Below are 26,745 nucleotides of genomic sequence, written 5' to 3'. Positions count from 1 at the left end.
TGGTCATCCTCAATGCAAAAGCACGCGATGCGCGCAACGAGTTCGTAATTGCAACTTGACACCCCAGATAGTCGCTCTCCCCCACATTCGTGGGGGCGAGGAACCCAGTTTCTGCTATCGGCCTCGAAACCCTCAAGCCGCGTAGCGGGCCGCCGGCTTGTCGGCGTGCAGGCTGCCGTAGAAGGCCTGCCGGGCACCGAGGAAAATGTCCAGCTTGGCCGGCTCGGCGAGCGCCGGCACGGTGACGGCTTCACCCCTGGCAAGGCCGACAAGGGCCGCATCGACCATATCGTCGGCCGTCATGATGATTTCCTTCGGAAGCTGGTCGATATCGCTGCCGGCAAGCTCCCAGAAATCGGTCCGTGTCGCGCCCGGCAGCACCACCTGCACCTTCACCTCCGTACCCGCGACCTCGCGGTGCAGAGCCTCGGTGAAGTTGACGACATAGGCCTTGGTGCCGCTGTAGATGCCGCCGAACGAGGTCTCATAGGCGAGCACCGAGGCGATGTTGACGACCGCACCTCGGTTGCGCGCCAAAAACCCCGGCAGCACGGCACGGGTCAGCCGCGTCAGGGCGATGACATTGACCTTGATCATGCGTTCGGCAGCGTCCGCATCGGCGGTTGCCACCACGGACTGGCCGCCAAGGCCGGCATTGTTGACCAGCAGCGTCACGCTGTCGTCGCTGGCGATCGCCTGCTCGACGCGGCGGACGTCGTCGTCGTTGGAGAGGTCGGCGCTGATCACGCTGACCTTGCGGCTATAGGTCTGGCGCAGCTTCCCGGCCAGTTCCTCCAGCCGGTCGGCGCGCCGCGCCACCAGCACCAGATCGTAGCCCTGCCCCGCCAGCCGGTCGGCATAGACCGCGCCGATGCCCGCCGAAGCACCGGTGACGACCGCCGTGCCCTTGTTGCCCTGTCCACTCATTGTCCTGTTCCTTCTTCGACTGATCTGGTTCGCTTCGACTGATCCGGCGCCGTGGCATCTGCCGCGCTGCCGGAAAGCCGCTTGATTTGAATTAGTGGCATATGCCACTAATCGTGAAGTAGGCATATGCCACTATCTTGTCAATGATACGGACGAGGATTATTTGAGGGTAGCAGCCGGGCCTCATTCGCCGGCGCCAAGGACCATCATGTCAAAGGACAGCTTGCCCGGCCTCACGCTCTGCAACAACGCCGCGCTGCGCCGTGCGGCGCGCAAGCTCGGCAAGTTTTATGATGATGTGGTGGAGCCGTCAGGCCTCAAGGCGACGCAGCAGGGCCTGCTCTACCAGATCCACATCGGCGACGAGCCGGCAATGGGCGCTATCGCCGCGTCGCTGATCATGGACCTGTCGGCGCTCGGCCATACGCTGAAACCACTGATCCGCGACGGCTATGTCGAGACTTTCGCCGATCCGGAGGACCGCCGCGTCAAGCGTGTGCGGCTGACGCCGCAAGGGTTGGCCAAGCTCGAGGCAGCGATGAAGCTGTGGCAAATCGCCCAGCAGCGTTTCGAGGATGTCGTCGGCAGGGACAAGGCTGAAAAGCTGCGCGCGGCGCTGGATGACATCGCCGCGCTGGATTTTGATCTGCCCCCGGCCAGCTGAGCCGGCCGACGGCTTTCAAAGAGATTACTCGGCAGGCATCTCTACAGGCCGAGCCGCCCAGCGGCCGGCCACCACGATGCCAAGCCCGACGATCGGGAAGATCGCGGCGACCATGCCGAGATCGGCCGGCGCGCCGTAGCGCAGCACGGCGCCACCGACCACGGCGCCCAGCGCCACGCCGAGATAGAGCGCCGAGGCATTGAGCGACAGCACGATCGGGGCGGCATCGGGCGCCAGCTTGATGATGCGGCTGGCCTGCGCCGGCGGGAAGGCCCAGCCGACGATGCCCCACGGCACCATCATCGCCATCAGCGCCGGTCCGGCAATATGCGGCGGCAGAAAGGTCGGGATGACCGATAGCAGGACCAGCATGCCGGCGCTCAGCGCCAGCGACCAGCCGACGGTGCGGGTCGCGCCGAACCGGTCGGCGGCCTGGCCGCCGCCAATGTTGCCGATGACGGCGCCGACGCCGAAGGCGAGCAGCATGCCGGGCAGCGCGATCTGGCTGAGACCGCCGCCCTCGATGGCAAGCGGCGCGACATAGGCAAAGACGGTGAAGGCGCCGATCAGCGCCAGCACTGTCGTCAACAGGATCGGCATCACGCCGGGACGCAGCGCTGCCGCCAGCCTACGCTTCAAGGGCAACCTGGTGCCAACGATGCCTCGCGGCAGCCGGTACCACAGGATCGCGCCCGCAAGCGCGCCAAGGCCGGCGATGGCAAAAAAGGTGCCGCGCCAGCCGGCAACGGTGGCGACGAGCGCGCCCAGTGGCGCACCCAGGGCAACGGCCACCGTAGTGCCGCCAACGACGACGGCGATTGCACGCGCCCGGTGATGATCATCGACCAGCGCCACCGCCGTGCCTTGCGCGGTCGCGGCAAACAGACCCGACGACAGCGCCATGACGATGCGCGCGATCAACAGCAGCTCGAAGGAGGAGCTCAGGGCGGCGGCGATGTTGCCGAGCACGAAGAACACCAGCGTCCACAGGATGACGCGGCGCCGGTCCCATTCGCCGGTCAGCGTCGCCAGGATCGGCGTACCGACCGCATAGGCAAGCGCGAAGGCGGTGATCAGCGTGCCGGCCAGCGGAATGGAGATGCCGGCGTCCCGCGCGATGTCGGGCAGAAGGCTGGAGATGACGAAGCCTTCGGTCGAGATCGTGAACGATCCGAGCGCAAGCCAGAAGAGGCGCTTGTCCATGGGGCGGTGTCCATAGTTCAAAAGTTATTGAACAATTGGACATAATGGGGCAGGATGTCAATGAAGCCAGGGAAAAATAGCTGAACCCTCCTGACAGCCCTGTGTCAGCACAGGTCGGGCGCCGGCGAGAGACGGGGAAACGGTGTGTACGGCACAGAAGGACAGACGCGTTGAAATCGGCCCTGACTGTGCTTAGTTTCGGGACATGACCTTGCCACATCCCAATACGGACCAGATCAGCCTGCCGATCGTGCTCGGCGTGCTCGGCGACCCGACCCGGCTCGCCATCGTGCGCTATCTCGCCAGCAAGCAGGGCGTGCCGCTCAACTGCAGCCAGTTCCTCGATCTCGGCTCGAAGACAAATCTCAGCTATCACCTGGCCAAACTGCGCGAAGCCGGCGTCACCCGCGCCGAAGTGGTCGGCACCAACCGGATGATCACGTTGCGCCGCGCCGATCTCGACGCCCGTTTCCCCGGCCTGCTCGACAGCGTCATCGCCGCGGCAGGCGACGACCCCGCTCTGCCGGCGGTCGGCGGCCACGATATCGAAGTGCACGCGTAGGCTGTTTCCTCGCCCGATGAAACGCAGAGCTCGCATATGAATTCTTACGAAGATGGCCCCCACTCCGTCGAGCTTCTATCGTCGACGGAGGAGAGGGAAGGCGCGACTTCGCCAACCTTGGCTCCCTTCCTCTCCCTCCGGAGGGGGGAGAGGTGGCGCTGCGAAGCAGCGACGGAGTGGGGGAAGCCGTTCGCGAAACGCGCAGCCCCGCAGACAGGCACAACCCGGCGAGCACGAAACCTCAGGCAAGCGGCAATCAGGTAGAGGCTTTGCTTTAACAAAAGTTCGACCCCCACTCCGTCAAGCTTCGCTCGCCACCTCTCCCCCGATCGACGGGGGAGAGGAAAGGCGCGAGTCAGGTGGGGTACATCGTAGAGCAGAAGCCTCGGCTTCCCATATGCGATAGCCCTGCCGTAAAACGGGGCCGCCAACCCACGGAGCCTCCCCCTATGCGCATTGCCGTACTGGCCGATATCCACGGCAACGTCCTGGCACTCGACGCTGTGCTCGATGATCTGCGCCGGCGCGGCGGCGCCGACCTGACCGTCAACCTGGGTGACAGCGTTTCCGGCCCGCTCTGGCCGCGCGAGACGTTTGCGCGGTTGGAGGCGCTGAACCTGCCGACAGTGCGCGGCAACCACGACCGCCGTGTCGCCGCCGATCCCGCTGATGACACTATGTGGCCCTCCGACGTCTATGCGCAGGAGCGGCTGACTGAGACACAGCGCCAGGTGCTTTTCGCCCAGCCGCTGACGCTGGAGATCGCACCCGGAATCATCGCTTTCCACGCCCGTCCCGACCATGACGAGAAATATCTCGCGGATACCATCGTCAATGGCCAGCTGGTGCGTGCGCCGCTGACGGCGATCCGGCGGCGGCTGAAGGCGCTCGACCCGGCTTGCCGCATCGCGCTGTGCGGCCACAGCCACCGCGCGGAACTGATCCGCGTCCACGATGGTCCCGTCATCTTCAACCCGGGCAGCATCGGCTGCCCCGCCTATGACGATTCCACACCGCCGGCGCATGTCTCCGAGCAGGGCTCGCCGCATGCGCGCTATGGAATCGTCACCTTGGGCAGCAACGGCCAGTCCGACTGCTTCGAGGCCATCGCCGTCGACTACGACCACGAGGCGGCCGCCAGGCAAGCCGAACAGGCGGGCCGGCCGGAATGGGCTCACGCGCTCAGAACAGGGTTCATGCCCATGCCCGGCTGAACGCTCTTGCGTTCATGCCCGGCTGAGTAGGCTCACGGCCTGGCGGGCCGGGTTGGGACCGGCGGAACGGCGAGCCGAATTTTCGGGCTTACATGGCGCCGCGTCGTCCCTTATAAAAACCGGCCGGGCTTGCGGCGGGCTCGATCCGCCGCGGCACGATATCAGCGCACGGCCAAACGATGAGGCGCACAGTTACGCTCCGAACAATTCTCCATGCGCTGATTGCTGCTCCGCTGTTGATGACGGCGTGGCAGGTGATTGCCCCGGCTATGGCTGAAGAGGTGCCGGAGCTCGTCATCTCCGTCGTCACCGGCCTAGCGCCGGACGATCTTCTCAAAGTCCGCACCACCGCATCGCCGGTCGCCACGGTCGAGGCGCGGCTGAGCAGCGGCGACATGGTCACCAATCTCGGCTGCAACGACATCAACGGCTACAAATGGTGCAAGATCGAGAGCACGGGCAAGGAGAAGCTGAGCGGCTGGGCGCCGGCGCGCTATCTCATCCCCCTCAATCCGGCCCCCTATGTCGAAGGCGAGACAAGACCGGCCGATGCGCCGGTGGTTGCCTCCACCGGCAGCGCCAATGAGACCGGGCAGGCCTCGGCGCCGAATCAATCGCAGGCTACCGGCTCGGCCAACAGCGCGCCGGTCGCACCGCCCGACCTGACGGCGCGGCTTGGCGGCGCCGGTCCGGCAGCCGAAAGCACGCCAAAATCCGCCGCGGAAATCGGCCGCGCCGCGATGCAGGATGCGTATGTACTGGCGCTGGCGGCGCCTGACGTCCCGCTTGATTCCTTTCCGACGCCGGCTTCTGGCCCCGAGATTCCCTGCGCCCGCTATGTCGGCCAGCCAATGGAGCGCTGCAAGGTCAGCGTGGTGCACACCGCCGACAAGGCGAACATCACTGTGACCTGGCCCGACGGCGGCACGCGCATCATCTCCTTCCGTGCCGGCCAGCCGGCCGGTTCCAACGCGGACGGCAATTTCCGCTTCACTCGGGAGGGCAGCCTCAACATGATACGCATCGGCGAGGCCGAGCGGTTTGAGATTACGGATCAGCTGGCGCTGGGGAATTAGAATTTAGGGGAGTAAGGGAGTAGGGGAATAAGGGAGTATGTTTGGAATTCCCTCGAACCCACCCTATTCCCCTATTCCCCTATTCCCCTATTCCCCTATTCCCCTATTCCCCTACTCCCCTACCTCGCATTTTCGGGGTTACATCAGTCAGAACTCTTCCCTATAAGGCCCTCCTAGCCTGATACCAGAATCGCGAGCACAACCGGCCGGGTCTTCCCGTCCCGGTTTTTTGTGCAAGCCGCCCGCCGAACGGACCTTTGACATGCCAAGACGCACTGACATCAAGTCGATCCTGATCATCGGGGCCGGTCCCATCGTCATCGGCCAGGCCTGCGAGTTCGACTATTCCGGCACCCAGGCCTGCAAGGCGCTGAAGGAGGAAGGCTTCCGCGTCATCCTGGTCAATTCCAACCCGGCCACCATCATGACCGATCCGGAACTGGCCGACGCCACCTATATCGAGCCGATCACGCCTGAAGTGGTCGCCAAGATCATCGCCAAGGAGCGGCCCGACGCGCTGCTGCCGACCATGGGCGGCCAGACCGCGCTCAACACCGCTCTGTCGCTGCGCCGCATGGGTGTGCTCGAGCGCTACAATGTCGAGATGATCGGCGCCGACGCCACGGCCATCGACAAGGCCGAGGACCGCGCGCTGTTTCGCGAGGCGATGAAGAAGATCGGCCTGGAAACGCCGAAGTCGATGCTGGCCAACGCCACCGACGTCAAGAACACGGACCGCAAGACGCATGAGGCCGAGCGCGCCGCCGTCAAGGCCGAGGCCCCGGCCGATCTCGACGCCGCGCTCGACGCGCTGGAAACCCGCTGGAACCTCGGCGAAGGCGACCGCAAGCAGCGCTACATCAGCCATGGCATGGCGATCGCGGCACAAGCGCTCGACCATGTCGGCCTGCCCGCCATCATCCGCCCGTCCTTCACCATGGGCGGCACCGGCGGCGGCATCGCCTACAACCGCGCCGAATTCTACGAGATCGTCCAGTCCGGCCTCGACGCCTCGCCGACCACCGAAGTGCTGATCGAGGAGAGCGTGCTCGGCTGGAAGGAGTATGAGATGGAGGTCGTCCGCGACAAGGCGGACAATTGCATCATCGTCTGCTCGATCGAGAACATCGACCCGATGGGGGTGCACACGGGCGACTCGATCACCGTCGCGCCGGCCCTCACCCTCACCGACAAAGAATACCAGATGATGCGCAACGCCTCGATCGCGGTGCTGCGCGAGATCGGCGTCGAGACCGGCGGCTCCAACGTGCAGTTCGCCGTCAACCCGGCCGACGGCCGCCTGGTGGTCATCGAGATGAACCCGCGCGTCTCGCGCTCGTCCGCTCTGGCCTCCAAGGCGACTGGTTTCCCGATCGCCAAGATCGCGGCAAAACTCGCCGTCGGTTACACGCTGGACGAACTCGAGAACGACATCACCGGCGGCGCCACGCCGGCCTCGTTCGAGCCGTCGATCGATTACGTCGTCACAAAAATCCCGCGCTTCGCCTTCGAGAAATTCCCCGGCGCCGAGCCGGTGCTGACCACCGCCATGAAGTCGGTCGGCGAAGTCATGGCCATCGGCCGCACGTTTCAGGAATCGCTGCAGAAGGCGCTGCGTGGCCTCGAAACCGGCCTGACGGGCCTGGATGAAATCGAGATCCCCGGCCTCGGCTATGGTGCCGCGACCGCTAACCACGCCGACGACCGCAACGCCATTCGGGCCGCACTGGGCACGCCGACGCCGGACCGGCTGCGCATGGTGGCGCAGGCGATCCGCATGGGCACCTCGCTGGAAGACGTCCACGCCATGTGCAAGATCGACCCGTGGTTCCTCGAACAGATCGCAGGCATCGTCGCCATGGAAGCCCGCATCCGCGAGCACGGCATTCCCGAGGATGCCGTCAACCTGCGCATGCTGAAGGCCATGGGTTTCTCCGATGCCCGCCTCGCGTCGCTGACGAAGACCGACGCCGAAGTGATTCAGAAAGCTCGCGAAAAGCTCGACGTTCATCCTGTTTATAAGCGCATCGACACCTGTGCCGCCGAGTTCGCCTCGCCCACCGCCTACATGTACTCGACCTATGAAGTGCCGTTTGCCGGCGCGCTGGCCAACGAGGCGCAGGTCTCGTCGCGCAAAAAGGTCGTCATCCTCGGCGGCGGTCCCAACCGCATCGGCCAGGGCATCGAGTTCGACTATTGCTGCTGCCACGCCGCCTTCGCGCTGCGCGACGCCGGCTATGAAGCGATCATGATCAACTGCAACCCGGAGACCGTGTCGACCGACTACGACACCTCGGACCGGCTCTATTTCGAGCCGCTGACAGCGGAAGACGTGCTGGAGATCCTGCGCGTCGAACAGTCGTCGGGCGAACTGGTCGGCGTCATCGTCCAGTTCGGCGGCCAGACGCCGCTGAAGCTGGCCGATGCGCTGGAAAAGGCCGGCATCCCCATCCTCGGCACCTCGCCCGACATGATCGATCTCGCCGAAGACCGCGACCGCTTCCAGAAGCTGCTGCACAAGCTCGGCCTCAGCCAGCCGAAGAACGGCATCGCCTATTCGGTCGAGCAGGCCCGCCTTGTTGCCGGCGAACTCGGCTTCCCGCTGGTGGTGCGCCCGTCCTATGTGCTGGGTGGCCGCGCCATGCAGATCATCCATGACGAGGGCATGCTGCAGACCTATCTGCTCGACACCGTGCCCGGCCTGGTGCCGGAGGACATCAAGCAGAAATACCCCAACGACAAGACCGGCCAGATCAACACGCTGCTGGGCAAGAACCCGCTGCTGTTCGACACCTATTTGTCGGGCGCCATCGAGGTCGATGTCGACTGCCTCTGCGACGGCAAGTCGACCTTCGTCTCCGGCATATTGGAGCACATCGAGGAGGCCGGCATCCATTCGGGCGACAGCGCCTGCTCGCTGCCGGTGCACTCGCTGCCCTCGGAGCTGGTCGACGAGCTGGAGCGCCAGACGGCAGCACTGGCCCGCTCGCTCAATGTCGGCGGGCTGATGAACGTGCAGTATGCGATCAAGGACGGCACCGTCTACGTGCTGGAGGTCAATCCGCGCGCATCCCGCACCGTGCCCTTCGTCGCCAAGACCATTGGGCGTCCCATCGCGAAAATTGCGGCCCGCATCATGGCCGGCGAAAAGCTGGAAGACGCCTTCGCCCATTACGGCGCCATGCCCGACCCCAGGAACCCCGGCCACATCGCGGTCAAGGAAGCCGTGTTCCCCTTCGCCCGTTTCCCCGGCGTCGACATCTTGCTCGGCCCGGAAATGCGCTCGACCGGCGAGGTCATGGGCCTCGACCGCGATTTCGCGCTGGCCTTCGCCAAGAGCCAGCTCGGCGCCGGCGTCGACCTGCCACGCTCCGGCACGCTGTTCGTCTCGGTGCGCGACGAGGACAAGAAGGGCATATTGCCGGCGGTGAAGCGCCTCGCCGGCCTCGGCTTCAAGGTGCTGGCCACCTCCGGCACCGCCCGCTTCCTCGCCGAAAACGGCGTTGTCGCCGAGAAAATCAACAAAGTGCTGGAAGGCCGCCCCCACATAGAAGACGCCATCCGCAACCGCCAGGTGCAGATCGTCTTCAACACCACGGACGGCCAGAAGGCGGTGTCGGACTCGAAATCGCTGCGGCGAGCGACGCTGATGCAGAAAGTGCCGTATTATACGACGCTATCGGGCGCGGCTGCTGTGGCCGAAGCGATCGCGGCGCTGAAGGCGGGGAGCCTGGAGGTACGGCCGCTGCAGGAGTATTTTGCTTAGGCGATTAGCTGATCTCCCTCCTTGTGGGGGAGATGGCCGGCAGGCCAGAGGGGGGCGCTGTCCCGCCGCGGGTGCGTGCTGCGGCATCCCTTGAGCCCTAGACTCCATAATTTTGCTTTAATTGTAAACAGAAGCGGCAGTCAACTCGAGACATCGACAACAACTGCTTTCGCAACTTTGTTCTTCGCTCTCTCCAGCTTGTTTATTGCTTTGCGCATCCTGGCTACGGCTTCTTTCGCCTTGTCGCCTTCAACCGTGTCACGCTTGATCACCTCATTTTCGATGAGCAGCGATAGGTTCTCATTGCCGACCTTTATGTCTGGAAAGAGCTTGCGGATTTCCCTGCGCACCACCGAAATTACCGCCTCGGAACGGATGATCGCGGAAACGGTAAACTTGTTGAATAGTTGAGCCTGTTGGTGAAAGGCGTCCATCGCATCAGTCGTCAGCCCTTCCTTGGCGAACAGGAAGAGACATTGCAGATGATCCTCGTTCTTGGGACTCAAGTCGGCAAAGACGATGCGGCAAACTTCTTCGTGGCTGATCTGATTTGCTACATAAATACGAACCAGCCGCCACTCCACCGCGTTGGTCAGGATCACCCAATGAATGCCTTGATGAGCCCCATAGTCGATAACTTGGCGTAGATGATTGTCGGCAAGTCCACTGCCTGCTGATTTCACTTCGACGAGCAGCCGCAGTTTTCCACCAATCTTTATCGCAAGATCGCAGTATGTGGATTTGATCTGATGTTCAGACGTGAGCTCATCATATTTGTCGTAACCAAAAACATCTGCCAGAATGTCCTTGATCAAGGTAACCGTGTCGGCTTCCGCCACGTCGGACTTTTGCTGTGCCAGGGTAATCCGCTGATATTTCTTGAGATTCGATGCAATTCGTTCGACGAATTTCTTCGGCAGTTTGTTCAATGACTCACCCTCCCTGTCCCCGAAGAGAGTTGAGAGCGAGTTTACTTGAAAGACAAGCAAAAACTTATGTTAGGCCCCACCGGCCCTTCGCAGGCTCAGGGCGTTCGAAGCTCGAAAAGCCAAGCAATTGGCTTTTCGTCCGCTGCGCGGACCGCCTCTCACCCTCACGCCACCGCCACACACTCAATCTCTATATCAAACTCCATCGGCCAAGACGCCACCGGCACAAAACTGCGCGCCGGCGGGTTCACGCTGAAATACCGCGCATAAACCCCGTTGATGGCGTTGTAGAAGCCGGAATTGACGGCGTAGATGCGCACCATCACCACATTGTCCAGCGAGGTGCCCGCCGCTTCCAGGCAATGTTTCAGCGCCTTCAGCGATGCCTCGGTCTGCGTCTCGATATCGCCGCGCACCATCTCGCCGGTCACCATGTCCACCGGCGGCGTCGCCGAGACGAACACGAAGCCGTTGGCCTTGACCGCAGTCGAACACGGCAGGCCGAGCGCCCGCACCTTCGCCGACATGACCGGCACTTCGATGATTTCTTTCTTCATGGTGGTTCTCCCTGAGTATGCAGCAGGCTGCCGCGTTAGTTCTAATGAAGAGCCCCTAACCTTCCCCCCAAGGGCAGGGCTATCGCATGTGGATTCTTGCGAAGAAGGACCCCCACCCTAACCCTCCCCACAAGGGGGAGGGAACGCTGCCGCGTGCCTTTAAATTCTTCTTTGGCGCCGAAAGACAGACGATTTGCCTAGGTCAGCGCCAACGGAAGTCTCCGTCCCCCTTGTGGGGAGGGGTTAGGGGTGGGGGTCCTCTTCGCAAAAAAACTGTAGGTGACAACCCAGGTGCTTCAGGGAGCTTATCCCTGCACTGGCGGAACGCCAGTGCCGGCGCTCGCTCTATTCAAAGAAAACCGATGAACCGTCCGGCGAAAAGCACGGAAGTCCACAGCAGAATCGAGAGCACGGCCAAAGCGGTCCCACCCGCCGGCTCGCCGCTGCCTGTTGCGCGGGAGAAGCGCATGAAGGCGAGGAAGTTCATGCCAGCGAGAAGGATGAGTGCCATCTTGGCGAGGAAAACCGGCATCGCCGCATAGGTGCTCGCCTTGACGGAAAACAGCAGCGAGCCCGTGACGAGCGCACCCACGAATGCCGCCAAAGCAACGCGGCGCAGCAGTGCGACGAACGCCGCCTGCGGCAGCGAGCGGAAAGCGCCGCAGATCCTGAGGTCCATGAGAACGACGCTGGTCAGCAGCGCGCCGATCGACATGATGTGGAGCGCATTGACCACGGGGTAGGCGACGAAGGAGCCCTTCAGCCACCGCGCCAACGCAAGGTGCTCGATGCCGGTGAAAAACTCCGTCATCTAGGCAGGCGGCACACGGTCGGGATAGACATCATACGTCTTCCCATTGACGATGAGGCGCACCGCTTTCATGCGCTTTTCGCTCGCCTCGACCGAGCGATTGCCGATCGCAGTCACCTCGTCGCCGACCTTGGCCACCTGCTCGGTGAAGCCGGCGGCGATGGTGCGGGAGGGCGGCGCCATCTCCACCCGCCAGGCCTCGCCCTCTGCATCGACATCCAGCGTGGCGTGCGGATTACCGATATAGATGGCCGTGATCTTGCCCCTGAGTTCGAAAAACCCGTCCTGCGTCCACGACCAGCCATGATGGGCATAGGCCGCGGTGCCGGCGGCAAGGATCACGGCCGCCGTCAGCAAGACGCCGCGAATTCCGTTGAACTGCATCGCTCGTCTCCTCGGTTCATCCCGCAGGGATTGAAGAGTAGGACGCGGCACGGCAAGGTCAAATCACATCAGGCGAAGCCGCCAGGCGCCGCTCGATCACCGGCGACCTTGCCTTGCTAATGACATCCATGCGCGCCACTCTCTCCTTCCTGGCCGTTCTTCCCCTGGGCTGAAGACCGGACTCACATCCAAACGAGGCAAACCATGAGCAGCATGAGAGACCGTCAGGAAGGCTTCGAAAAGAAGTTCGCGATGGACGAGGAAACGAAGTTCAGGGCCATGGCGCGCCGCAACAAGCTGCTCGGCCTGTGGGCCGCCGAACAGCTCGGCAAATCCGGTGCGGATGCCGACGGCTATGCGAAGGAGGTCGTGCACGCGGACTTCGAAGAGGCCGGCGACAACGATGTGTTCCGCAAGGTCCGCGCCGATTTCGACGCGGCAGGCATCGCCCAGTCGGATGCCCAGATACGCACCGCCATGGAAGAACTGCTGGTGACCGCGGTCGAGCAGATCAAGTCGACCTGAGCAGCGCTCAGCCTTGATCGGTATAGGGCGTGCCGTCCTTGAGGCACAGGGCCACATTGTGGTGTTGGTTTGCCAAGCGGGCTGGCTTCCATGGTAGCGCTCTCCGGCGCCCCCTCTGTCCTGCCGGACATCTCCCCCTCAAGGGGGATTGGCAGCTTTGGCGCCGGCCTTCATCTTGCAACGTTGAAAATTGGCGAAAACAGTGACGACGGCCAATCTCCCCACCTGTGGGGGTTGAGGAGTGGTCCCCGAAGCGGATGGAAAGCCAATTGCTTGGCTTTCCAAATAACGAACGTCCGGCAGGACAGAGGGGGGCGCCGTAGAGCGCCGACCTGAACCGCCCTCACCCCTGATGCGCGGCCGCCAGTTCCTTCACGTGCTTTTCGTGCATCTGCAGCGTCGGCAGCGTCTTCTTGGCGAATTCCTTCATCGCCGGGTCGTCGCCTGACTTTGCATAGCCGCTGAACAGCGCGACGGCTTCCTTGTGGGCGTTGGTCTGCATTTCGATGTATTTCGCCTGGAACTGATCGCCGCTGGCGCTCTTCAACTCATCGAGCATCTTCTGCTCCTTGGGCTGCAGGGCCGGACCGGACGGCGCTGTGGCCGAGGTTGTCTGGCCTTGGGCAAGCGCCGCCTTGAATTCCTCGCCGGCCTTGGTGTGATCGGCGATCATCTGTTTGGCAAACGCCTTGACGTCGGCGTCGGTCGCCTTCTGCTCGGCGAGCTTGCTGGACTCGATCTCGAACTCATTGGCGCTTGGCACCGTCTTGATGAAGGTCGAAGTGTCGACCTTCGTCGTCGTGGCGAGCGGCGTGGTCGTGGCGGTCGTGTTCGACTGGGCAAAGGCCGGCGCGCCGGCAAGCAATGCTGCTGCGGTCAGAATGGTAAGCGTTTTCATGGCATGTCTCCGGTTGGAATTGTCCCTCGGACAATCCAACGTCGCTTGGGCACTCCGGTTGCAGCTCATGAGGAAGAAGCCTGCGCATGTCGCCTCAATCGCCTCACCGATCCGTGCCGGGCTCGAACCCTCGCCGATGCCCTCGTTCGAGCCAGCCATGGGACTCATGTTCCGAAAACTGAAACGCGGCGGCTGACCAGAGCTGCCTTTCAGTGGCAACACGCCCCGCCATATTGCAACTGCTCGTTCCAGTTCGGGCGGCCTTCAGGCGTGAAATCCATCAGGTTCCACAGCGTTTCGCAGGTACCAAGGCCGCGTGGGTCCTGGCCCGGCTCCGTCGGTGCGAAATCCAGTTCCGAGCTCCAGAAATGGCGTATGCCGTCGCCGTCGCGGTGGAACACCGACAGCAGCGGGATCTGTGAGCCGTCGGCCGCCTCCGCATTGTAGTCGCGCTTGAAGCTGTTGGAAGCCGAAGACACCAGCCGCATGTTGCGCCAGCCCCGGTCGCGGCCGAGCGTGACCAGGTTTTCGAGCGCGGTCTTGCCCACCACCGCGAAATTGAAGCCGGCGGCCTGGAGATGCCCGACGGCGCCGTCGAACTGATCGAGCAATGCCGTGCAGGACGGACATGGCTGGTCCGGTCGGGCAAGCTTCGCCGTGCCGCCGCTGGTCGCCACATCGCGCTTCTCCTGCGGGTGACGCGGGAACATCATGTTGTAGAGGATCAGCGTATCCTTGCCCGGCGCGAACAGCTCCGAAAGCTTAATCTTGGCCGGCCTTCGATCGGTATCCAGCCCGTCGAACTCATAGTCCTGACGGATCAGCCCGCCCGGCGGCAGCGCGCGCCGGGCCTCGGCGACCTCTTCCATGACGCGGCGCAGCTCGATTTCCTTGCGCAGCAGTTTTTCGCGCGCGGTGCGGTATTTCGCGGATTCGTTGGGAAAGGTGATCATGATCGGCTCCTTCAAGTCGCGGCGCCGGCGTCCCGGCGCGGTCGCTCTGCGACCCAAGGACGTTTGGCGGCGATCGGTCCCGACATTTATTGTCATGGTGAGATGTCGTAATACCTGTTCGGGCAGCGTGATCCGGGGGACAAGATGCACGACGACGAGATCGATCTGCGCTGCCCGCAAGTGGTGGCCGACAATGCCGCCAAGGGCCTCAGGCTGCGCGGCGAATTCGGCCGCGGCGGCACCGGGATCGGCGTGGCCCGCGCCACCGAGCTGAAGAACCGGGAAAAGCTCGCGCCCTCCACCATCCGCCGCATGGTCAGCTATTTCGCCCGCCACGAGATCGACAAGCGCGGCAGGAACTACGGCAATGAGCAAAACCCTTCGGCCGGCTACATTGCCTGGCTGCTGTGGGGCGGCGACGAAGGCCGCGCCTGGGCGCTGGAGCTCAAGCAGAGGATCGGCAACGCACCGGACATCTGAGCGTTTCGCCCCCTCACCCCTTGACCCCGCCGGCGGTGAGGCCGGAGACGATCTTGCGCTGGAAGATCAGCACCAGCACCACCAGCGGCACCGTGACGATCACCGAGGCCGCCATGATGTTGCCCCAAGGGATCTCGAACTGCGAGTTGCCGGAGAGCAGCGCGATCGCTACCGGCACGGTCCGCTGTGCGTTGTTGGAGGTGAAGGTCAGGGCAAACAGGAACTCGTTCCACGCGCCGATGAAAGCCAGCAGGCCGGTGGTCGCCAGCGCCGGCCACATCAGCGGCAGGAAGACCCGCGTGATGATGATCCACGGCGTCGCGCCGTCTAGGATCGCCGCCTCCTCGACCTCGACCGGCAGGTCGCGGACGAAGGTGGTGAGCACCCAGACGGTGAACGGCAAGGTGAAGATCATGTAGGAGAAGATCAGCGCGAACAGCGAATTGTAGAGGCCGAACAGGCGGACCAGTTCGAACAGCCCGGCCAGCAGCGCCACCTGCGGGAACATCGACACCGACAGGATGATGAACAGCAGGGCCGAGCGACCGCGAAAGCGAATGCGCGCCAGCGCATAGGCTGATGTGACGCCGAGCAACAGCGAAAGCGCAACCACCGCGCCGGAGACGAACAGCGAGTTCAGCAAGTTGCGCACGAAGCTGCCTTCGGTCAGCACATTCCGGTAGTTGGCAAGGCTGATCGTTGTCGGCCACAGATCGGCCCGAAACAGATCGGTCCCCGATTTCAGGCTGGTGACGATGGCGTAGTAGAACGGGAACACCGCGACGAAGACGATGACCGCGACCAGCAGGTAAAAGGCCGTGCGCTTCACGATCCACATGTCAGCGGCCTCCGTCCAGGCTTATCCGGCCGATCCGGATGGTGACGATGGTGAGCAGAGCGAGGATCAGGAAAAGCAAGGTCGAGGCGGCAGAGCCATAGGCGAACTTGTCGAACTCGAACAGGTTTTCGCGGGCGAACACCGACATCGACTTGGTGTGCACATTGTTGGGCGTCAGCACATAGATCAGGTCGAAGATGCGCAGCGCATCGAGCGCGCGGAAGATCACGGCCACCATCAGGGCCGGGCGGATCAGCGGCAAGGTCACCCGCCAGAAGATCTGCCAGGGGTTGGCGCCGTCGAGCCTGGCGACCTCGATGATCTCCCTCGGCAGCATCTGCAGCGCGGCCAGGATGAGCAGCGTCATGAATGGTGTCGCCTTCCAGATATCGACGATGAGGACGGCCGCCATCGCCGTGTCGGCGTCGGCCGTCCAGGCGATCTTGGTGCTGATCAGGCCGAGATTGAGCAGCACGACATTGATGATGCCGAACTGGTCGTTGAGCATCCACTGCCACATCTTCGCCGAGACGATCGTCGGGATCGCCCAGGCGATCAGGATCGCTGCCCTGACGATTCCGCGGCCGGCGAATTCCGCGTTGAGAACCAGGGCAACGATCGTGCCGAGGATGGTCTGGCAGGTCACCGAAATCACTGTGAAACGAACCGTGTTCCAGACGGCACGCCACCAGACCGGATCGACGAGCAACCCGTCATAGAGGGTCCTGCCGCTCGGCATGCTGAACACCGAGAAATAATTGGCGAAGCCGACCCATTGGCGCGCATCGAGATCGGCCAGCGAGGCATCGGTGAAGCTGAAATAGACCGTGCGGGCAAGCGGCCAGCCGGCCGCCGCGGCGAGCACCAGCAGCATTGGCGCCAGGAAAAGCCACGCCGAGCGAACGCGCTGCGCCGTCAACTGCGAGTGCGCGGCCCTGGCTGTTTCCGGTTCCGTCCCTGTCATCTCGCTCCGCTCGTTGCGGTCCCGCCGGGTGGCTGTCCCAGTATCGTCACCAGCCTCGGCCCTTCAACTTGCTCAGCATCGCTTCGAGGTCGGCCAGATTGTCGGCGGCAGTGCCGTCGCCCGACAGCGTGTTGTGAACGGCGTTCCAGAACTGGCTCGACGCCTCGTTGTATTTGATCCTGGTCGCGGCCGAGGGGCGCGGCACCGCATCGAGAAAGATCTGCTTCCAGCGCGGAACGATCGGCTGTTGCCTGGCGATGTCGGCATCGTCATACAGCGCCTGGATGGTCGGCAGGTTGGACGTCTTCAGCGTGCGGTATTTCTGCATCGCGGGCGAGGCGATGAACTTGATCAGCTCGATCGCGGCATCCGGATGCTTCGAATATTTGGAGACGGCGAGATTCCAGCCGCCCAGGGTCGCGACCGGTCGGGCGCCCTCGCCCGTGCCGGCCGGCAGCGGCGCCACGTCGAATTTGCCCTTGATCGGCGAGCCCTCGCCGTTGCCGAGCGCGTAGGCATAGGGCCAGTTGCGCATGAACACCGCGTTGCCGGTCTGCCAGATACCGCGCGATTCCTCTTCCTGGTAGGCGAGCACGCCGGGTGGCGCGATGGTCCCGACCCAGCCCTTGACCATGTCGAGCACCGCCGCCGCTTTCGGATTGTTGATGGAGATGGAGCCGTCAGGCTCGATGATCTGGCCGCCACCATTCGACATCACCCATTCGAGCGCGTCGCAGGTCAGCCCCTCATAGGCATTGCCCTGAAAGACGAAGCCCCAGATATCCCGATTGCCAGCCGCACGCTCCTTGTCCATGACCAGCCTGGCGGTGTCGGCCAGTTCCTTCCAGGTGGCCGGCACCTTGGCGCCATATTTGTCGAGGAGATCCTTGCGGTAGTAGAGCGCCGGCGCATCGGTGAAGATCGGCAAGGCGACGAGCTTGCCGTTGACGGTCTGCGACTGGATGATCGACGGGAAATGCTCAGCCACGATGTCCCTGGTCGCTGCGGTCAGATCCACGAGCTGGCTGGCGAGCTGCGGCGCCCAGATCACGTCCGTCTGGTAGACGTCGATGTCGCTGTTTCCGGCGGCAAGCCAAAGCCGGTACTGTCCGAACTGGTCGGTCCCGGACGTCGGCATGACGACGATGCCGACCTTGTTGCCGCTGTCTTTCTCGTAACGGTCGAGGATCTCGCGCAGCACCTTGATGCCATCGCCGGTATCGCCCGACACGATCGACAGATCGACGGCCCATGCTGGCGTGCCAGCGAGCATGGCAGCGACGCCGACCGCAAGGAATGCGTGAGAAAACTTCATGGTGGTGGATGTCCCTCCGCAGCCGGTGACGGAAAATCCTCCCACGCGCCGGCAGCTTGTCAGGCCCTCACCTCCCATTAAATGCGAAGCGGCGCTTTTGGGTTCCCAAATCATGCCGTTCCGGCTTGGGCGACATGCATCAGGGTGTGTTGAGATTCAGGTCAGGCAACTATGGGTGCTTCGGCCGGCGAAGGCCGGAAGCGCAGGGAACCGTCGCTTGCAGGCCGGCATCATCTGAATATCCGCACACCTAGCCTTCCCAGGCGACAGGCATCATCCCCAGCCGCTCATAGAGCCGGACGGCGGCGGGATTCTCGACCGTGTTGGTCTTGAGGTCGACATGATCGGCGCCGCGTTCGCGAAAAACGGCGAAGACGTGCCACATCAGCGCTTCGGCAACACCCCTGCCGCGCGCCTCGGGATGAACGGCGAGGTCCTTGACGAAGCCGCGGGTCCAGCACAACGCCGCCGCCGCCAGCCGGCCCTTGACGTCGATGACGAGGAAGCACAGCGCCGGGTCGAATTCGGGATCGTCCGCGATACGCGGCCACCACTCGTCGAACGGACCATCGGCGTCGTCATCGAACACTTCAGTCAAAAGCGCATGCAGGGCGGGCGCGTCACCGGGCTCGAAGCTGCGCATGACAAAACCCTCCGGCCAGTGCGGCGGAACCAGCGTCTCGTCGAGGATTTTGCGCAGCCGGATGTCGTTCAAAGCCGGCGGGCGCGGTTCAGGCATCGCGCTCAGGCGTCGGGCTGCAGGCGGCGGCGCTGGCGGTCGCGGCCAAGGCCGGTCGCCTCGAGCAGGCCCTTGCGCTTGGCGTCGTAATAATAGCCGGTCTGGTAGAGCCAGTCGGCCTTCTTGGCGTTGCCGCCGGCCACCAGCCAGGCGCCGCGCAGATATTTCACCGCGTATTTCAGATTGGTATCGGCGTCGAACAGGCCCTTGGCCGGCCCGTCATAGCCCATGCCGCGCGCCGTCGCGTGCTTGATCTGCATCAGTCCCCAATGGCCGTTGTTGTAGGCTTTCGGGTTGAAGGTGCTCTCGCGGTTGACGACATGGCGCACCAGATCCACCGGCACCTGATAGATCGCCGCATATTTCTCGATCAGCCGCTCGACATCGCCACGCACGCCCGTCGTGTGTTCTTCTTGCACGGGCCCTGCCGGGAACTGGACCAGGGCCGCCGGGTTCTGCGGCACGACATAGGCGACCTGCTGGACGCCCGGCATGCGATCGCCCTTGGCGGTTGCCGGTATGACCAGCCCCGCGGTCGTATAGGTCTCGGCCGCCTTGACCGGCTCGCTCGCCTTTGCCGGCGGCGGCGCCTGCCAGGCATTGGCGGTCATCACCGCGGGCACGGCTGGTGCCGCCGGTGTCGATCCGGCAAAAGCGGCGGTCGCGGCAGCCGGCTGTGCGGCGGGATCGAGCGGCAGTTCGGCCGTCTGAGCGGGGGCGATTCCCGATGATTCCGGCAGCACCGAAACCGTCTCCGGCAGAGGCACGGTGAAGCCGGCGTCAGTGCCGGCGACGGTCGCTGTTTCGGTGAGAGCAGGCGCGGACTTCATCTGCGAGGTCGACGTGCAGCCGCTGATGCCGGCGGCGGCCAGGATCACGCCGATCGCGATAAGGTTGAGTTTTGCTGGCAAGCCGCGCTCGGGTCCGGTTTGTCGGGTTGTTAAGAAATCCCTTACACCAGCGATTCAGGCCGGGCAATCGGGGCGATCAGGTGGTTTTCGGGTGGCGAGACGCAGGCGGTGGTGCCATATTGTTCCGGATATGTACTGGGACGAATCCCGGATTTCGCCACTTTGCGGGAAGGAACGCATCATGGTCACGACAGCTTCGATCACGGCCGGCCACGCAGTGTTAGAAACAGTGATCGGTTTCATGGGCATTGCCTGGAGCGAAAAGGGCCTGATCCGGCTCTGCCTGCCCGAACGCAGCCGCGAAGCGGTGGAGCGGCGCCTGCTGCGCCATGGCGGCGTTTCCACCTCCACGGCGCAGCCGCCATGGGTGGTCGAGCTGATCGCAGCGATCAAGGCATATGCGGCGGGCGAGGACATCGATTTCTCCGCCGTGCCGGTCGATCTCGACGGCGTCGACGATTTCCGCCTCGCCATTTACGACGCGGCGCGAAAACTCTCCTTCGGCGAAACCACCACCTATGGTGAGCTCGCCAAAACCGCCGGCCATGCCGGGCTCGCCCGCGAAACCGGGGCCGCCCTTGGCGCCAATCCGGTGCCGCTGGTCATCCCTTGCCATCGCATCCTTGCCGCCGGCGGCAAGATCGGCGGCTTCTCGGCGCCCGGCGGATCGATCACCAAGGAGAAGATGCTGGCCATGGAAGGCGTGCGCGTCGGCCCGCTGCCACCGGCGCAGGTGTCGTTCGGGTTTTGAACGGCGGCCGGTGCTGGCAGTAAGCCGGGATCAGTACATCGATCGCCTGTTGACCGGGTTGGCGGGCACCGGCTGCATCACGTCCCAATGCTCGGCGGAAAATATCACGATGACCGTCTCTGGCGTGTCAGCCGTTTTCGGCTGAACGACCTGGGGCATGACAAGATCGCCTTGGGCGATCACCCGCTTGAAGTCGACCGCCTGTTTCGGCCAATGGGCAACTCCCATCTTTTCCAGAAGCTGCCTGACCGAGTCGCGACCGTCCGTCATCGTCGGGTTTAAGTTGCAGCATGGATGTCTCCCTGGTTGCGTCGGTGTCAGGTCAGTGCGCGCGCGACGAGGACCGTATCGACATACTGCCGCATGCGGATGATCTTGCCGTCCCGCAGTTCGTAGAGATGAGCGAAGGGGGCCGTCATGGATTTTCCCGTCGCCTTGTATGTACCGGAATACACGCCGAAGGCCGCCACCCGGTCGCCATCGGCAATGAAACTGTGCACGGCGGCGTGGTATCCGGTCCACTCCGAGCCGAGCCGCTTGAAAACACCCTGCATCAGGGCCTCGACGCCGATATAGGTGCCGGCATAGGGAAACCCTTCCGCCTCGGTCCATTCGATGTCGGCGGAAAGAACGGCCAGCAGATTGCGGCCGTTCTCCTCGGAAGTTCCCTCGTAGGTTCTACGGATCAAATCGAGGTTCGTCGCCATCTCAGCCCCACTTCATCTCGCCCTTGGCGACCTTGGATCCGACATCGAGGGCGACGCCCATACCGAGGCCGGGGAAGCGGGCCTCCATGGCCGCCTTCAACGCGGCGCTGTCTGCCGCCTTGCCCAGTTCTTCCTCGAAGGTGATGAGATAGGACTTGGTGAACTCCACCGCCGAAGGACCGATCGCGGCATCGGGGGCCATGTGGCCAGGCACCACGACAGCGGGCTTGCGGGCGGCAATCGCGTCCAGCGTCTTGATCCAAGCGGCGCGGCTCTCCCTGGTCTGCGTGTCGGCGGTCCAGACATGAACGCCCGAGAAGATCATCACTCCGCCGAAAACGGCATTGAGCGACGGCACGAACAGATAGCGGCGGTTGGCCAATCCTTCTTCCGCATTGACGATCTCGACAGTCTCGCCATCGACGGTCAGCGTTGCGCCGTCGAATGCCTCGGGGAAGACGATGTCGGACAGCGCCTGCGGGCCATTTTCCTTCAATTGCGGACCCCAGACGGCGAGCTTCTTCTCCACATTGCCCTTGATGGCTTCCAGCGTGGCGGAGGCGGCGATCACTTTCGCCTCCGGGAAGGCGTCCCGCACCGGCTTCAGGCCGAAGTAGTAATCGGGATCGGACTGAGTGACGTAGATGGTGGTCAGCTTCTTGCCGCTGGCCTTGATGGCATCGGCGAGCGCTTTGCCGTCCGGATAGGTGAAGCCGCCATCGATCAACAGGGCTTCGCTCGGCCCCGACAGCAGCACCGGCGCACGGAAGAAGCCGTTTGGACCCGCCGGGAAGTGTTTCCAGCCAAGCTTGGCGCCGGCGGCTCGGCCGCTGTCGATGGGAGCGAAAGCGGCGGTTGCGCCGAGGGCCAATGAGGTCTTCATGATCTGTCTCCTCGTGAACATGGAATATCTCCGTTGAATGAAAGGGATCGGATGCGGCTGCGCACCCGCCGGCCGCAGGACGGACGGTGGAACGGCACGGTAGGCTCTTTGGATTAATCAATAAATTGGCTATAATAATACAAACTGTATGTTGAAAGCTTACAATGAGCCTTCGTGGTGGAATCGATAAACCTCAATCGCCTCGCCTATTTTGCCACGGTGGTCGACGCGGGTTCCTTCACCCGCGCGGCCGAGCGGCTCGGCATCACGAAAACAGTTGTCAGCCAACAGGTCGCGCGCCTTGAGGCTGAGCTGCGAACCACGCTTCTCGTGCGCACGACGCGAAGGGTCGAGCCGACGGAAGCAGGCCGTCTTCTGCATGCACGCTGCGTTCTGATCCTGCGGGATGTCGAAGAAGCGATCGCCGAGGTTGGCGAGGCCAACGCCGAGGTGGCCGGTGTGCTGCGTGTTTCCGCGTCCAATGATTATGGCGCGATCGTGCTGGCCCCGATCGCCGCCCGCTTTCGCCAGAAATTTCCTGCCTGCGGCGTCGAACTGCTCATTTCCGATGCCATAATTGACTTGATCGACAACAAGATAGACCTGTCCATCCGGGTCGGCTGGCTGGAGGACTCCAGCCAGCAGGCGCGCCGCATCGGCACCTTCCGGCAAATCCTGGTCGCGTCGCGGGATTTCGCCGCCGGGATCAGAGTAGACAAGCCAGAAGACCTTTCTTCCTTACCGCTCGTTGCCAATGCCGTGCTTCGCAAGCCGTTCACCTGGAACTTCACCCGAGGCGGTTTCGAGCCGCGCACCATCACCCTGCGCGAGGCATTCTCCATCAACTCGACGCCGGCTGTGCTGGAAGCGACGCTCGCCGGGGGCGGACTGGCAGTTCTGCCGGACTATCTGGTCGTCGACCACCTATCGCAAGGCCGCCTCGTCCACGTGCTCCCCGACTGGGTGCTGCCCTCCGGCGGCATTCACGTGGTCTATCCGGCAGCGCGCTTTCGCCCGCAAAAGGTGACGCAATTTGTGTCCATGCTCACAGAACACATCCGGGATAGAGAGCAATGGCTGCCGGTCGATAAGCGCTAGTTGTTGTGGAAGAACCGCCGGCGGAAATGCCGGTCATTGTCCGGCCGCTTACAGTTGTAGACCGGGCAGGACTTTGTGTCGGCGCTCGGCACGTAGGCCCGTGTCCTCACCTCGCCCATGCTGCAGAATCGCTGGCTCTGTACATAGCGGTCGTAGAGCGGCAGCCCAGGCACCCGCTTCGACTGATAGCGCAGGATGACGGCCCCTTGCCGGGCGATCGTCCCCTGAACCTTGCCGCAGCTCATACGCGTCGGGTCGTAGCGCGAGATCGCCTGCGCCTGAGCGGCGACAAGCGTGAGGCAGGCGGCAAGCAGAATGATTTTCATGGTCGTCTCCCCTGATCCGCCGCTCGAGAACAGCGTGATCTGCCGCAACGTTTTCAGCAGATTGGGGCAGCCGTTGGGCAGCGCTCGATCACGGCTTTCTCACGCAGTCTTGTATTTTATGCGAAACCAGCCTATATGCCTTCCATTGATATTTCGGCCGATCGATCCGGGCCTCGCGATCTTCGCGTTTGCTGACGTCTATCTCCAAAATCTCGATGCACACCGGCTGGACTTCGGTCCGGTCAATCTAAAGCAAATGTTGAAGGACTATCTAAAATGGCAACAGGAACGGTCAAGTGGTTCAACGCCACCAAGGGCTTCGGCTTCATTCAGCCTGACGCGGGCGGCGCGGACGTTTTCGTCCATATCTCCGCTGTCGAGCGTGCTGGACTGTCGACCCTGGTCGAAGGCCAGAAGATCAACTTCGAGATCGAGCAGGACCGCCGCACTGGCAAGTCGTCCGCGGGATCTCTGAGCAAGGCAGCCTGATTTTGCGAAGTGCGCGCGCCGGGCGAGAGCTCGGGGCGCGCGGCAAGTCACGGATGTACTGACAGTCGCGCGAGAAGCGCGCTGGAGCGGAAAGACCCGACAAGCTGGATCAGCAGATAGCTGCCAGCCCGGACCCGACGCTCCCGATCAGGCTACCAAGCATGGAAGGCGGGATTTATCCCGCCTTTTTGCTGTCTGGAGATCGGCGCCGCAGGCGATACGACCACCGGCGTTACTTACTCCACCCAATCGATCGGCACATGCCCCGGATCGGCCTCTACCCGGCCAAGCCAGGCCGCCACCGCCGGATAGGCGTCGAGCTGGAAACCACCCTGCTCCGCCGTATGCGTATAGGCATACAGCGCGATGTCGGCGACGCTGAGCGTGCTGCCGGAAAAGAAAGCATTGTTTTCCAGATGCCTGTTCATCACGCCGAGCGCCTTGTTGCCGCGCTCCAGCGTCACCGCCAGCCGCTCCGGGGTCGCATCCCCGGCACGTTCGGGGAAGGTCAGCAGCGCCTTGCGCACGGCAATGTAGGGCTCGTGGCTGTATTGTTCGAAGAACAGCCATTGATAGGCGAGCCCACGCTCATACCTGTCCGCCGGCAGGAAGCGTGTGCCTTCGGCGAGATAGAGCAGGATGGCGTTGGATTCGGCCAGCCGCCGGCCATCGTCGAACTCGAGCAGCGGCACCATGGCGTTCGGGTTCTTGGCGACAAAATCGGCTTTGCGTGTGTCGCCTGTGTGCGAACTCACTCCGACATTGGTAAAGGCAAGGCCAAGCTTGGCCATCAGCAGGCGCGGCTTGTAGCAATTGCCGCTGTCGATCATGCCGTAGAGTATCATGGCTGTTCTCCGGAGCACTGTCTCCGCGCGATTATCGCAGCGGCGGCGGCCTCAACCAATGATTTGTTTTGGTACGACGATCAGCGCCGCTGATGCAAAGCGTCCAAGGACGCTCACGGCACCAATTGTCGGCATGCCCTAGCCAAAGAGGGGCACGACCTTGCTGTCCCGGCCCAGCAGCGCATCGATGACCAGCGGCTTTTCCTCGAATACCGTGCCGGCAAGCGCGGGACGGGCGAGGAGAAAACCCTGCAGCAGGTCGACGCCGCCTTCGAGCGCGACGCGCAGATGGGTGGGCTGCTCGATGCCTTCGACCAGCACCTTGGCGCCGCGGTCATGCAGGCTGGAAACCAGCGGGCGGAAGAACCGTTCGGCGGCAGCGTGGCGGCAGAACTCCGCGAACCAGGTGCCGTCGATCTTGACGATGTCGGGCTTGAGCAGGCTCACCCGCTCCTCGGTCGAGTGCCCGGTGCCGAAATCGTCGATGGCGATGCGCATGCCGTCGCGCCGCATTTCGCGCACCAGCCGCGTGAGAAGCGCATCGTCGGCCGCCTGTTCGGTGATTTCGCAGACCAGCATGGCCGACGCCAGGCCGAACTCGCCGAGATGCCTGGTCATCAGGCGAATTTCGGCCAGTGCCCGCCCGGCATGGTCGTTGATCAACGGGTTGTAGTTGAAGAACAGGTCGAGGCCGTCGACGCCGATGTTGCGGAAATTCCTGAGATGCAGCGCCCGGCACATGGTTTCCACAAACAGCCGGTCCGAGACGGCAACGCTTTCAAAGAATACCTTCGGCGCGCCGGGGCGGCCGGCACGGTGCGGCTCGATCAGGGCTTCGGCCGCGACCGCGTGAAGGAACCGGCCGCGCGGCGCGAAAATCGGCTGGTAGGCGCTGCGCAGCCGGAACTCGCCATATATGCCGTATTCGATGCCGACTTCGTCGACCTGGATCGCATCGCCGACATTGCGCCGCCGATCATCTCTCATGTCGCCACACGGCGCCCGAAGGCCTTGACCGGCCGCGCCGAAGGCGTTGCCACGGCAGGAACCGTGTCGACGGCAGCAGCGACAGGCGCCTGCCTGGCCTTGTCGAAGACGCCAAAGCTGGTCGGCGCCAATTCGGGCCGCGCCAGCACGAAACCCTGCACCATCGACGCACCCGATTTCTCGGCGAGCTCCAGTTGCCAGCCCTCCTCGATGCCTTCGAACACCGTATGGATGCCTTGCTCCTCGAAGTTCTTCACCATGGCGGTCAGCAACGCAAAGCCGGCACCGGACTCCATCAGCTGCGTGATCCAGTAGGCATCGAACTTGACGATATCCGGCTTCAACTCCTTGACCCGATTGATGTCGGAATCGTCGGCGCCATAATCGTCGACGGCGATGCGAAAACCGTTGGCCCTCAGTGCCGCGACGAAGCCGTGCAAGGCTTCCTGCGACGCCGACCGCTGCTCGGTCACCTCGCAGACGACGCGACGCGGGTCGATGCCGGCCTCGTGCAGCACGAGCCGCATGTCGCGCAAGGCAGCGTCGGCAACAGTGCGTTCGGTGAACACCGACGGGTCGAAATTGACGAAGATCGACGCTTCCCGCGGCAGGCAGGCACCGGCGTTGAGAAGATGCAGCGTCCTGGTCAGCGCCTCGATATGCAGCCGGTCGGCGGCCGGACAGGTCGAGAAGAAATTCATCGGCGATTGTGGCTCGCCGTCGCGGAACGGTCGGATCAGCCCTTCGAACGCGACCACCGACAGCTTGCCTTCCTTGAAGGCGAAGATCGGCTGGAAGGCGCTTTGCAGCGTGTAGATGCCCCAGACACCGGTGGAGGTGCCGTCGTCCTGACGGATGATGTGGGCAAGCCCGACGCTGCGCGACACGGTTCCTCGCTCCGCAATTGGTCTGCGATCCTGCCACTCAAGCCTCTACCGCTCGT

At 63.4% G+C, this 26,745-nt stretch carries 30 protein-coding genes; 10 read left to right on the top strand and 20 right to left on the bottom strand.

All coding sequences use genetic code 11. The annotated features are described in order from the left end of the window. Nucleotides 1-132: 132 nt before the first annotated feature. Nucleotides 133-927 carry an SDR family NAD(P)-dependent oxidoreductase gene (locus NKJ37_RS25070; protein ID WP_352775409.1) on the bottom strand — a complete coding sequence of 265 codons (795 nt, stop codon included), beginning with the start codon at nt 925-927 and terminating at the stop codon, nt 133-135. A 208-nt stretch (nt 928-1,135) separates the two neighbouring features. On the opposite strand from NKJ37_RS25070, the gene NKJ37_RS25065 reads away from it, so the two are divergent. Next, entirely contained in the window at nt 1,136-1,591 is a 456-nt protein-coding gene (locus NKJ37_RS25065; RefSeq protein WP_352556093.1) for a MarR family winged helix-turn-helix transcriptional regulator, read from the top strand. 24 nt (nt 1,592-1,615) lie between these two features. Here the strand turns inward: NKJ37_RS25065 and NKJ37_RS25060 are convergent, their stop codons facing one another. Continuing rightward, nucleotides 1,616-2,794: an MFS transporter gene (locus NKJ37_RS25060; protein ID WP_352775407.1), complete on the bottom strand. Its 1,179-nt coding sequence runs from the start codon at nt 2,792-2,794 to the stop codon at nt 1,616-1,618. 205 nt (nt 2,795-2,999) lie between these two features. On the opposite strand from NKJ37_RS25060, the gene NKJ37_RS25055 reads away from it, so the two are divergent. The 4 genes from NKJ37_RS25055 (at nt 3,000) to carB (ending at nt 9,412) form a co-directional block, all read left to right on the top strand. Beyond that, entirely contained in the window at nt 3,000-3,356 is a 357-nt protein-coding gene (locus NKJ37_RS25055) for an ArsR/SmtB family transcription factor (protein ID WP_352775405.1), read from the top strand. Between the two features lie 449 nt (nt 3,357-3,805). Further along, on the top strand, nt 3,806-4,570 hold the full coding sequence (locus NKJ37_RS25050) for a metallophosphoesterase family protein (RefSeq protein WP_352759621.1): 765 nt from the start codon (nt 3,806-3,808) through the stop codon (nt 4,568-4,570). Nucleotides 4,571-4,749: 179 nt separating this feature from the next. After that, complete coding sequence (locus tag NKJ37_RS25045; protein ID WP_352775403.1) at nt 4,750-5,646, top strand: SH3 domain-containing protein; 897 nt, start codon at nt 4,750-4,752, stop codon at nt 5,644-5,646. 262 nt (nt 5,647-5,908) lie between these two features. Further along, nucleotides 5,909-9,412 carry a carbamoyl-phosphate synthase large subunit gene (gene carB, locus NKJ37_RS25040; protein ID WP_352775401.1) on the top strand — a complete coding sequence of 1,168 codons (3,504 nt, stop codon included), beginning with the start codon at nt 5,909-5,911 and terminating at the stop codon, nt 9,410-9,412. Between the two features lie 140 nt (nt 9,413-9,552). Here carB and NKJ37_RS25035 read toward each other — a convergent pair whose 3' ends face one another. The 4 genes from NKJ37_RS25035 to NKJ37_RS25020 all read right to left on the bottom strand — a co-directional run bounded on the left by NKJ37_RS25035 (nt 9,553) and on the right by NKJ37_RS25020 (nt 12,093). Then, complete coding sequence (locus tag NKJ37_RS25035; RefSeq protein WP_352729878.1) at nt 9,553-10,341, bottom strand: hypothetical protein; 789 nt, start codon at nt 10,339-10,341, stop codon at nt 9,553-9,555. A gap of 164 nt (nt 10,342-10,505) precedes the next feature. Beyond that, entirely contained in the window at nt 10,506-10,898 is a 393-nt protein-coding gene (locus NKJ37_RS25030; RefSeq protein ID WP_352775398.1) for a Rid family hydrolase, read from the bottom strand. A 349-nt stretch (nt 10,899-11,247) separates the two neighbouring features. Continuing rightward, nucleotides 11,248-11,709: a DUF6644 family protein gene (locus NKJ37_RS25025; RefSeq protein WP_352775395.1), complete on the bottom strand. Its 462-nt coding sequence runs from the start codon at nt 11,707-11,709 to the stop codon at nt 11,248-11,250. Then, entirely contained in the window at nt 11,710-12,093 is a 384-nt protein-coding gene (locus NKJ37_RS25020; RefSeq protein ID WP_352610394.1) for a DUF6152 family protein, read from the bottom strand. A gap of 204 nt (nt 12,094-12,297) precedes the next feature. Between NKJ37_RS25020 and NKJ37_RS25015 the strand changes: the two genes are divergently transcribed. Next, a complete protein-coding gene (locus NKJ37_RS25015; RefSeq protein ID WP_352775393.1) occupies nt 12,298-12,618 on the top strand; it encodes a DUF1476 domain-containing protein in 321 nt (106 codons plus the stop codon). A gap of 343 nt (nt 12,619-12,961) precedes the next feature. Here the strand turns inward: NKJ37_RS25015 and NKJ37_RS25010 are convergent, their stop codons facing one another. Then, nucleotides 12,962-13,516 carry a DUF4142 domain-containing protein gene (locus NKJ37_RS25010; RefSeq protein ID WP_352610397.1) on the bottom strand — a complete coding sequence of 185 codons (555 nt, stop codon included), beginning with the start codon at nt 13,514-13,516 and terminating at the stop codon, nt 12,962-12,964. Nucleotides 13,517-13,725: 209 nt separating this feature from the next. Further along, nucleotides 13,726-14,469, bottom strand: a complete 744-nt coding sequence (locus NKJ37_RS25005) for a DUF899 family protein (protein WP_352775390.1) — start codon at nt 14,467-14,469, stop codon at nt 13,726-13,728. A 144-nt stretch (nt 14,470-14,613) separates the two neighbouring features. Between NKJ37_RS25005 and NKJ37_RS25000 the strand changes: the two genes are divergently transcribed. Then, the gene (locus NKJ37_RS25000; RefSeq protein WP_352759609.1) at nt 14,614-14,949 is read left to right on the top strand and encodes a hypothetical protein; all 336 of its coding nucleotides are present in this window, start codon (nt 14,614-14,616) and stop codon (nt 14,947-14,949) included. Between the two features lie 13 nt (nt 14,950-14,962). Here NKJ37_RS25000 and NKJ37_RS24995 read toward each other — a convergent pair whose 3' ends face one another. The 5 genes from NKJ37_RS24995 to NKJ37_RS24975 all read right to left on the bottom strand — a co-directional run bounded on the left by NKJ37_RS24995 (nt 14,963) and on the right by NKJ37_RS24975 (nt 19,716). Continuing rightward, the gene (locus tag NKJ37_RS24995) at nt 14,963-15,787 is read right to left on the bottom strand and encodes a carbohydrate ABC transporter permease (protein ID WP_128303824.1); all 825 of its coding nucleotides are present in this window, start codon (nt 15,785-15,787) and stop codon (nt 14,963-14,965) included. 1 nt (nt 15,788) lies between these two features. Further along, nucleotides 15,789-16,751, bottom strand: a complete 963-nt coding sequence (locus NKJ37_RS24990; protein ID WP_352775386.1) for a carbohydrate ABC transporter permease — start codon at nt 16,749-16,751, stop codon at nt 15,789-15,791. Nucleotides 16,752-16,797: 46 nt separating this feature from the next. Then, entirely contained in the window at nt 16,798-18,066 is a 1,269-nt protein-coding gene (locus tag NKJ37_RS24985) for an ABC transporter substrate-binding protein (protein WP_352775383.1), read from the bottom strand. Between the two features lie 250 nt (nt 18,067-18,316). Continuing rightward, the gene (locus NKJ37_RS24980; RefSeq protein WP_352775380.1) at nt 18,317-18,805 is read right to left on the bottom strand and encodes a GNAT family N-acetyltransferase; all 489 of its coding nucleotides are present in this window, start codon (nt 18,803-18,805) and stop codon (nt 18,317-18,319) included. Nucleotides 18,806-18,810: 5 nt separating this feature from the next. Then, nucleotides 18,811-19,716: a transglycosylase SLT domain-containing protein gene (locus NKJ37_RS24975; protein WP_352629966.1), complete on the bottom strand. Its 906-nt coding sequence runs from the start codon at nt 19,714-19,716 to the stop codon at nt 18,811-18,813. Between the two features lie 181 nt (nt 19,717-19,897). Here NKJ37_RS24975 and NKJ37_RS24970 point away from each other — a divergent pair, with 181 nt between their 5' ends. Continuing rightward, nucleotides 19,898-20,467: a methylated-DNA--[protein]-cysteine S-methyltransferase gene (locus NKJ37_RS24970; protein WP_023809720.1), complete on the top strand. Its 570-nt coding sequence runs from the start codon at nt 19,898-19,900 to the stop codon at nt 20,465-20,467. 30 nt (nt 20,468-20,497) lie between these two features. On the opposite strand, the gene NKJ37_RS24965 is transcribed toward NKJ37_RS24970, so the two are convergent. From NKJ37_RS24965 to NKJ37_RS24955, 3 genes are read right to left on the bottom strand one after another with little or no spacing between them, the layout of a single operon-like run. Beyond that, on the bottom strand, nt 20,498-20,737 hold the full coding sequence (locus tag NKJ37_RS24965; protein ID WP_352775377.1) for a nuclear transport factor 2 family protein: 240 nt from the start codon (nt 20,735-20,737) through the stop codon (nt 20,498-20,500). Between the two features lie 47 nt (nt 20,738-20,784). Then, nucleotides 20,785-21,174: a nuclear transport factor 2 family protein gene (locus tag NKJ37_RS24960; RefSeq protein ID WP_128303820.1), complete on the bottom strand. Its 390-nt coding sequence runs from the start codon at nt 21,172-21,174 to the stop codon at nt 20,785-20,787. Between the two features lies 1 nt (nt 21,175). Beyond that, nucleotides 21,176-22,078 carry an MBL fold metallo-hydrolase gene (locus tag NKJ37_RS24955; protein ID WP_023809722.1) on the bottom strand — a complete coding sequence of 301 codons (903 nt, stop codon included), beginning with the start codon at nt 22,076-22,078 and terminating at the stop codon, nt 21,176-21,178. 156 nt (nt 22,079-22,234) lie between these two features. Here NKJ37_RS24955 and NKJ37_RS24950 point away from each other — a divergent pair, with 156 nt between their 5' ends. Next, nucleotides 22,235-23,155, top strand: coding sequence for a LysR family transcriptional regulator (locus tag NKJ37_RS24950; RefSeq protein ID WP_352775374.1), 921 nt, complete (start codon nt 22,235-22,237; stop codon nt 23,153-23,155). Here the strand turns inward: NKJ37_RS24950 and NKJ37_RS24945 are convergent. Further along, entirely contained in the window at nt 23,152-23,481 is a 330-nt protein-coding gene (locus tag NKJ37_RS24945; RefSeq protein ID WP_023809723.1) for a hypothetical protein, read from the bottom strand. The two genes, NKJ37_RS24950 and NKJ37_RS24945, sit on opposite strands and share 4 nt — an antisense overlap. A gap of 276 nt (nt 23,482-23,757) precedes the next feature. Here NKJ37_RS24945 and NKJ37_RS24940 point away from each other — a divergent pair, with 276 nt between their 5' ends. After that, complete coding sequence (locus tag NKJ37_RS24940; protein ID WP_010910991.1) at nt 23,758-23,970, top strand: cold-shock protein; 213 nt, start codon at nt 23,758-23,760, stop codon at nt 23,968-23,970. A gap of 236 nt (nt 23,971-24,206) precedes the next feature. Here the strand turns inward: NKJ37_RS24940 and NKJ37_RS24935 are convergent, their stop codons facing one another. From NKJ37_RS24935 to NKJ37_RS24925, 3 genes are all read right to left on the bottom strand, one after another. Further along, complete coding sequence (locus NKJ37_RS24935) at nt 24,207-24,815, bottom strand: glutathione S-transferase family protein (protein WP_128303818.1); 609 nt, start codon at nt 24,813-24,815, stop codon at nt 24,207-24,209. Between the two features lie 138 nt (nt 24,816-24,953). Then, nucleotides 24,954-25,802, bottom strand: coding sequence for an EAL domain-containing protein (locus NKJ37_RS24930; RefSeq protein ID WP_128303817.1), 849 nt, complete (start codon nt 25,800-25,802; stop codon nt 24,954-24,956). Continuing rightward, nucleotides 25,799-26,689: an EAL domain-containing protein gene (locus tag NKJ37_RS24925; protein WP_352440418.1), complete on the bottom strand. Its 891-nt coding sequence runs from the start codon at nt 26,687-26,689 to the stop codon at nt 25,799-25,801. The genes NKJ37_RS24930 and NKJ37_RS24925 overlap by 4 nt, the downstream gene beginning before the upstream one ends. Nucleotides 26,690-26,745 lie beyond the last annotated feature (56 nt).

The sequence above is a fragment of the Mesorhizobium sp. M0140 genome (assembly GCF_040322475.1).
Classification (GTDB): domain Bacteria; phylum Pseudomonadota; class Alphaproteobacteria; order Rhizobiales; family Rhizobiaceae; genus Mesorhizobium.
The sequence above is the reverse complement of the archived record's forward strand: the minus strand, read 5'-3'. Positions and strand labels throughout refer to the sequence as shown.

Bases quoted from the DNA above. Each gene is read 5' to 3' on its own strand.
- NKJ37_RS25070 (WP_352775409.1), bottom strand. From the start codon at position 927: ATGAGTGGACAGGGCAACAAGGGCACGGCGGTCGTCACCGGTGCTTCG.
- NKJ37_RS25020 (WP_352610394.1), bottom strand. From the start codon at position 12,093: ATGCAGTTCAACGGAATTCGCGGCGTCTTGCTGACGGCGGCCGTGATC.
- NKJ37_RS24990 (WP_352775386.1), bottom strand. From the start codon at position 16,751: ATGACAGGGACGGAACCGGAAACAGCCAGGGCCGCGCACTCGCAGTTG.
- NKJ37_RS25000 (WP_352759609.1), top strand. From the start codon at position 14,614: ATGCACGACGACGAGATCGATCTGCGCTGCCCGCAAGTGGTGGCCGAC.
- NKJ37_RS25050 (WP_352759621.1), top strand. From the start codon at position 3,806: ATGCGCATTGCCGTACTGGCCGATATCCACGGCAACGTCCTGGCACTC.
- NKJ37_RS25045 (WP_352775403.1), top strand. From the start codon at position 4,750: ATGAGGCGCACAGTTACGCTCCGAACAATTCTCCATGCGCTGATTGCT.
- NKJ37_RS24935 (WP_128303818.1), bottom strand. From the start codon at position 24,815: ATGATACTCTACGGCATGATCGACAGCGGCAATTGCTACAAGCCGCGC.
- NKJ37_RS24945 (WP_023809723.1), bottom strand. From the start codon at position 23,481: ATGAAAATCATTCTGCTTGCCGCCTGCCTCACGCTTGTCGCCGCTCAG.
- NKJ37_RS24965 (WP_352775377.1), bottom strand. From the start codon at position 20,737: ATGACGGACGGTCGCGACTCGGTCAGGCAGCTTCTGGAAAAGATGGGA.
- NKJ37_RS25005 (WP_352775390.1), bottom strand. From the start codon at position 14,469: ATGATCACCTTTCCCAACGAATCCGCGAAATACCGCACCGCGCGCGAA.
- NKJ37_RS24940 (WP_010910991.1), top strand. From the start codon at position 23,758: ATGGCAACAGGAACGGTCAAGTGGTTCAACGCCACCAAGGGCTTCGGC.
- NKJ37_RS25060 (WP_352775407.1), bottom strand. From the start codon at position 2,794: ATGGACAAGCGCCTCTTCTGGCTTGCGCTCGGATCGTTCACGATCTCG.
- NKJ37_RS24970 (WP_023809720.1), top strand. From the start codon at position 19,898: ATGGTCACGACAGCTTCGATCACGGCCGGCCACGCAGTGTTAGAAACA.
- NKJ37_RS24960 (WP_128303820.1), bottom strand. From the start codon at position 21,174: ATGGCGACGAACCTCGATTTGATCCGTAGAACCTACGAGGGAACTTCC.
- NKJ37_RS25025 (WP_352775395.1), bottom strand. From the start codon at position 11,709: ATGACGGAGTTTTTCACCGGCATCGAGCACCTTGCGTTGGCGCGGTGG.
- NKJ37_RS25065 (WP_352556093.1), top strand. From the start codon at position 1,136: ATGTCAAAGGACAGCTTGCCCGGCCTCACGCTCTGCAACAACGCCGCG.
- NKJ37_RS24985 (WP_352775383.1), bottom strand. From the start codon at position 18,066: ATGAAGTTTTCTCACGCATTCCTTGCGGTCGGCGTCGCTGCCATGCTC.
- NKJ37_RS24980 (WP_352775380.1), bottom strand. From the start codon at position 18,805: ATGCCTGAACCGCGCCCGCCGGCTTTGAACGACATCCGGCTGCGCAAA.
- NKJ37_RS25010 (WP_352610397.1), bottom strand. From the start codon at position 13,516: ATGAAAACGCTTACCATTCTGACCGCAGCAGCATTGCTTGCCGGCGCG.
- NKJ37_RS25015 (WP_352775393.1), top strand. From the start codon at position 12,298: ATGAGCAGCATGAGAGACCGTCAGGAAGGCTTCGAAAAGAAGTTCGCG.
- carB (WP_352775401.1), top strand. From the start codon at position 5,909: ATGCCAAGACGCACTGACATCAAGTCGATCCTGATCATCGGGGCCGGT.
- NKJ37_RS25055 (WP_352775405.1), top strand. From the start codon at position 3,000: ATGACCTTGCCACATCCCAATACGGACCAGATCAGCCTGCCGATCGTG.
- NKJ37_RS24995 (WP_128303824.1), bottom strand. From the start codon at position 15,787: ATGTGGATCGTGAAGCGCACGGCCTTTTACCTGCTGGTCGCGGTCATC.
- NKJ37_RS25030 (WP_352775398.1), bottom strand. From the start codon at position 10,898: ATGAAGAAAGAAATCATCGAAGTGCCGGTCATGTCGGCGAAGGTGCGG.
- NKJ37_RS24930 (WP_128303817.1), bottom strand. From the start codon at position 25,802: ATGAGAGATGATCGGCGGCGCAATGTCGGCGATGCGATCCAGGTCGAC.
- NKJ37_RS24955 (WP_023809722.1), bottom strand. From the start codon at position 22,078: ATGTTCACGAGGAGACAGATCATGAAGACCTCATTGGCCCTCGGCGCA.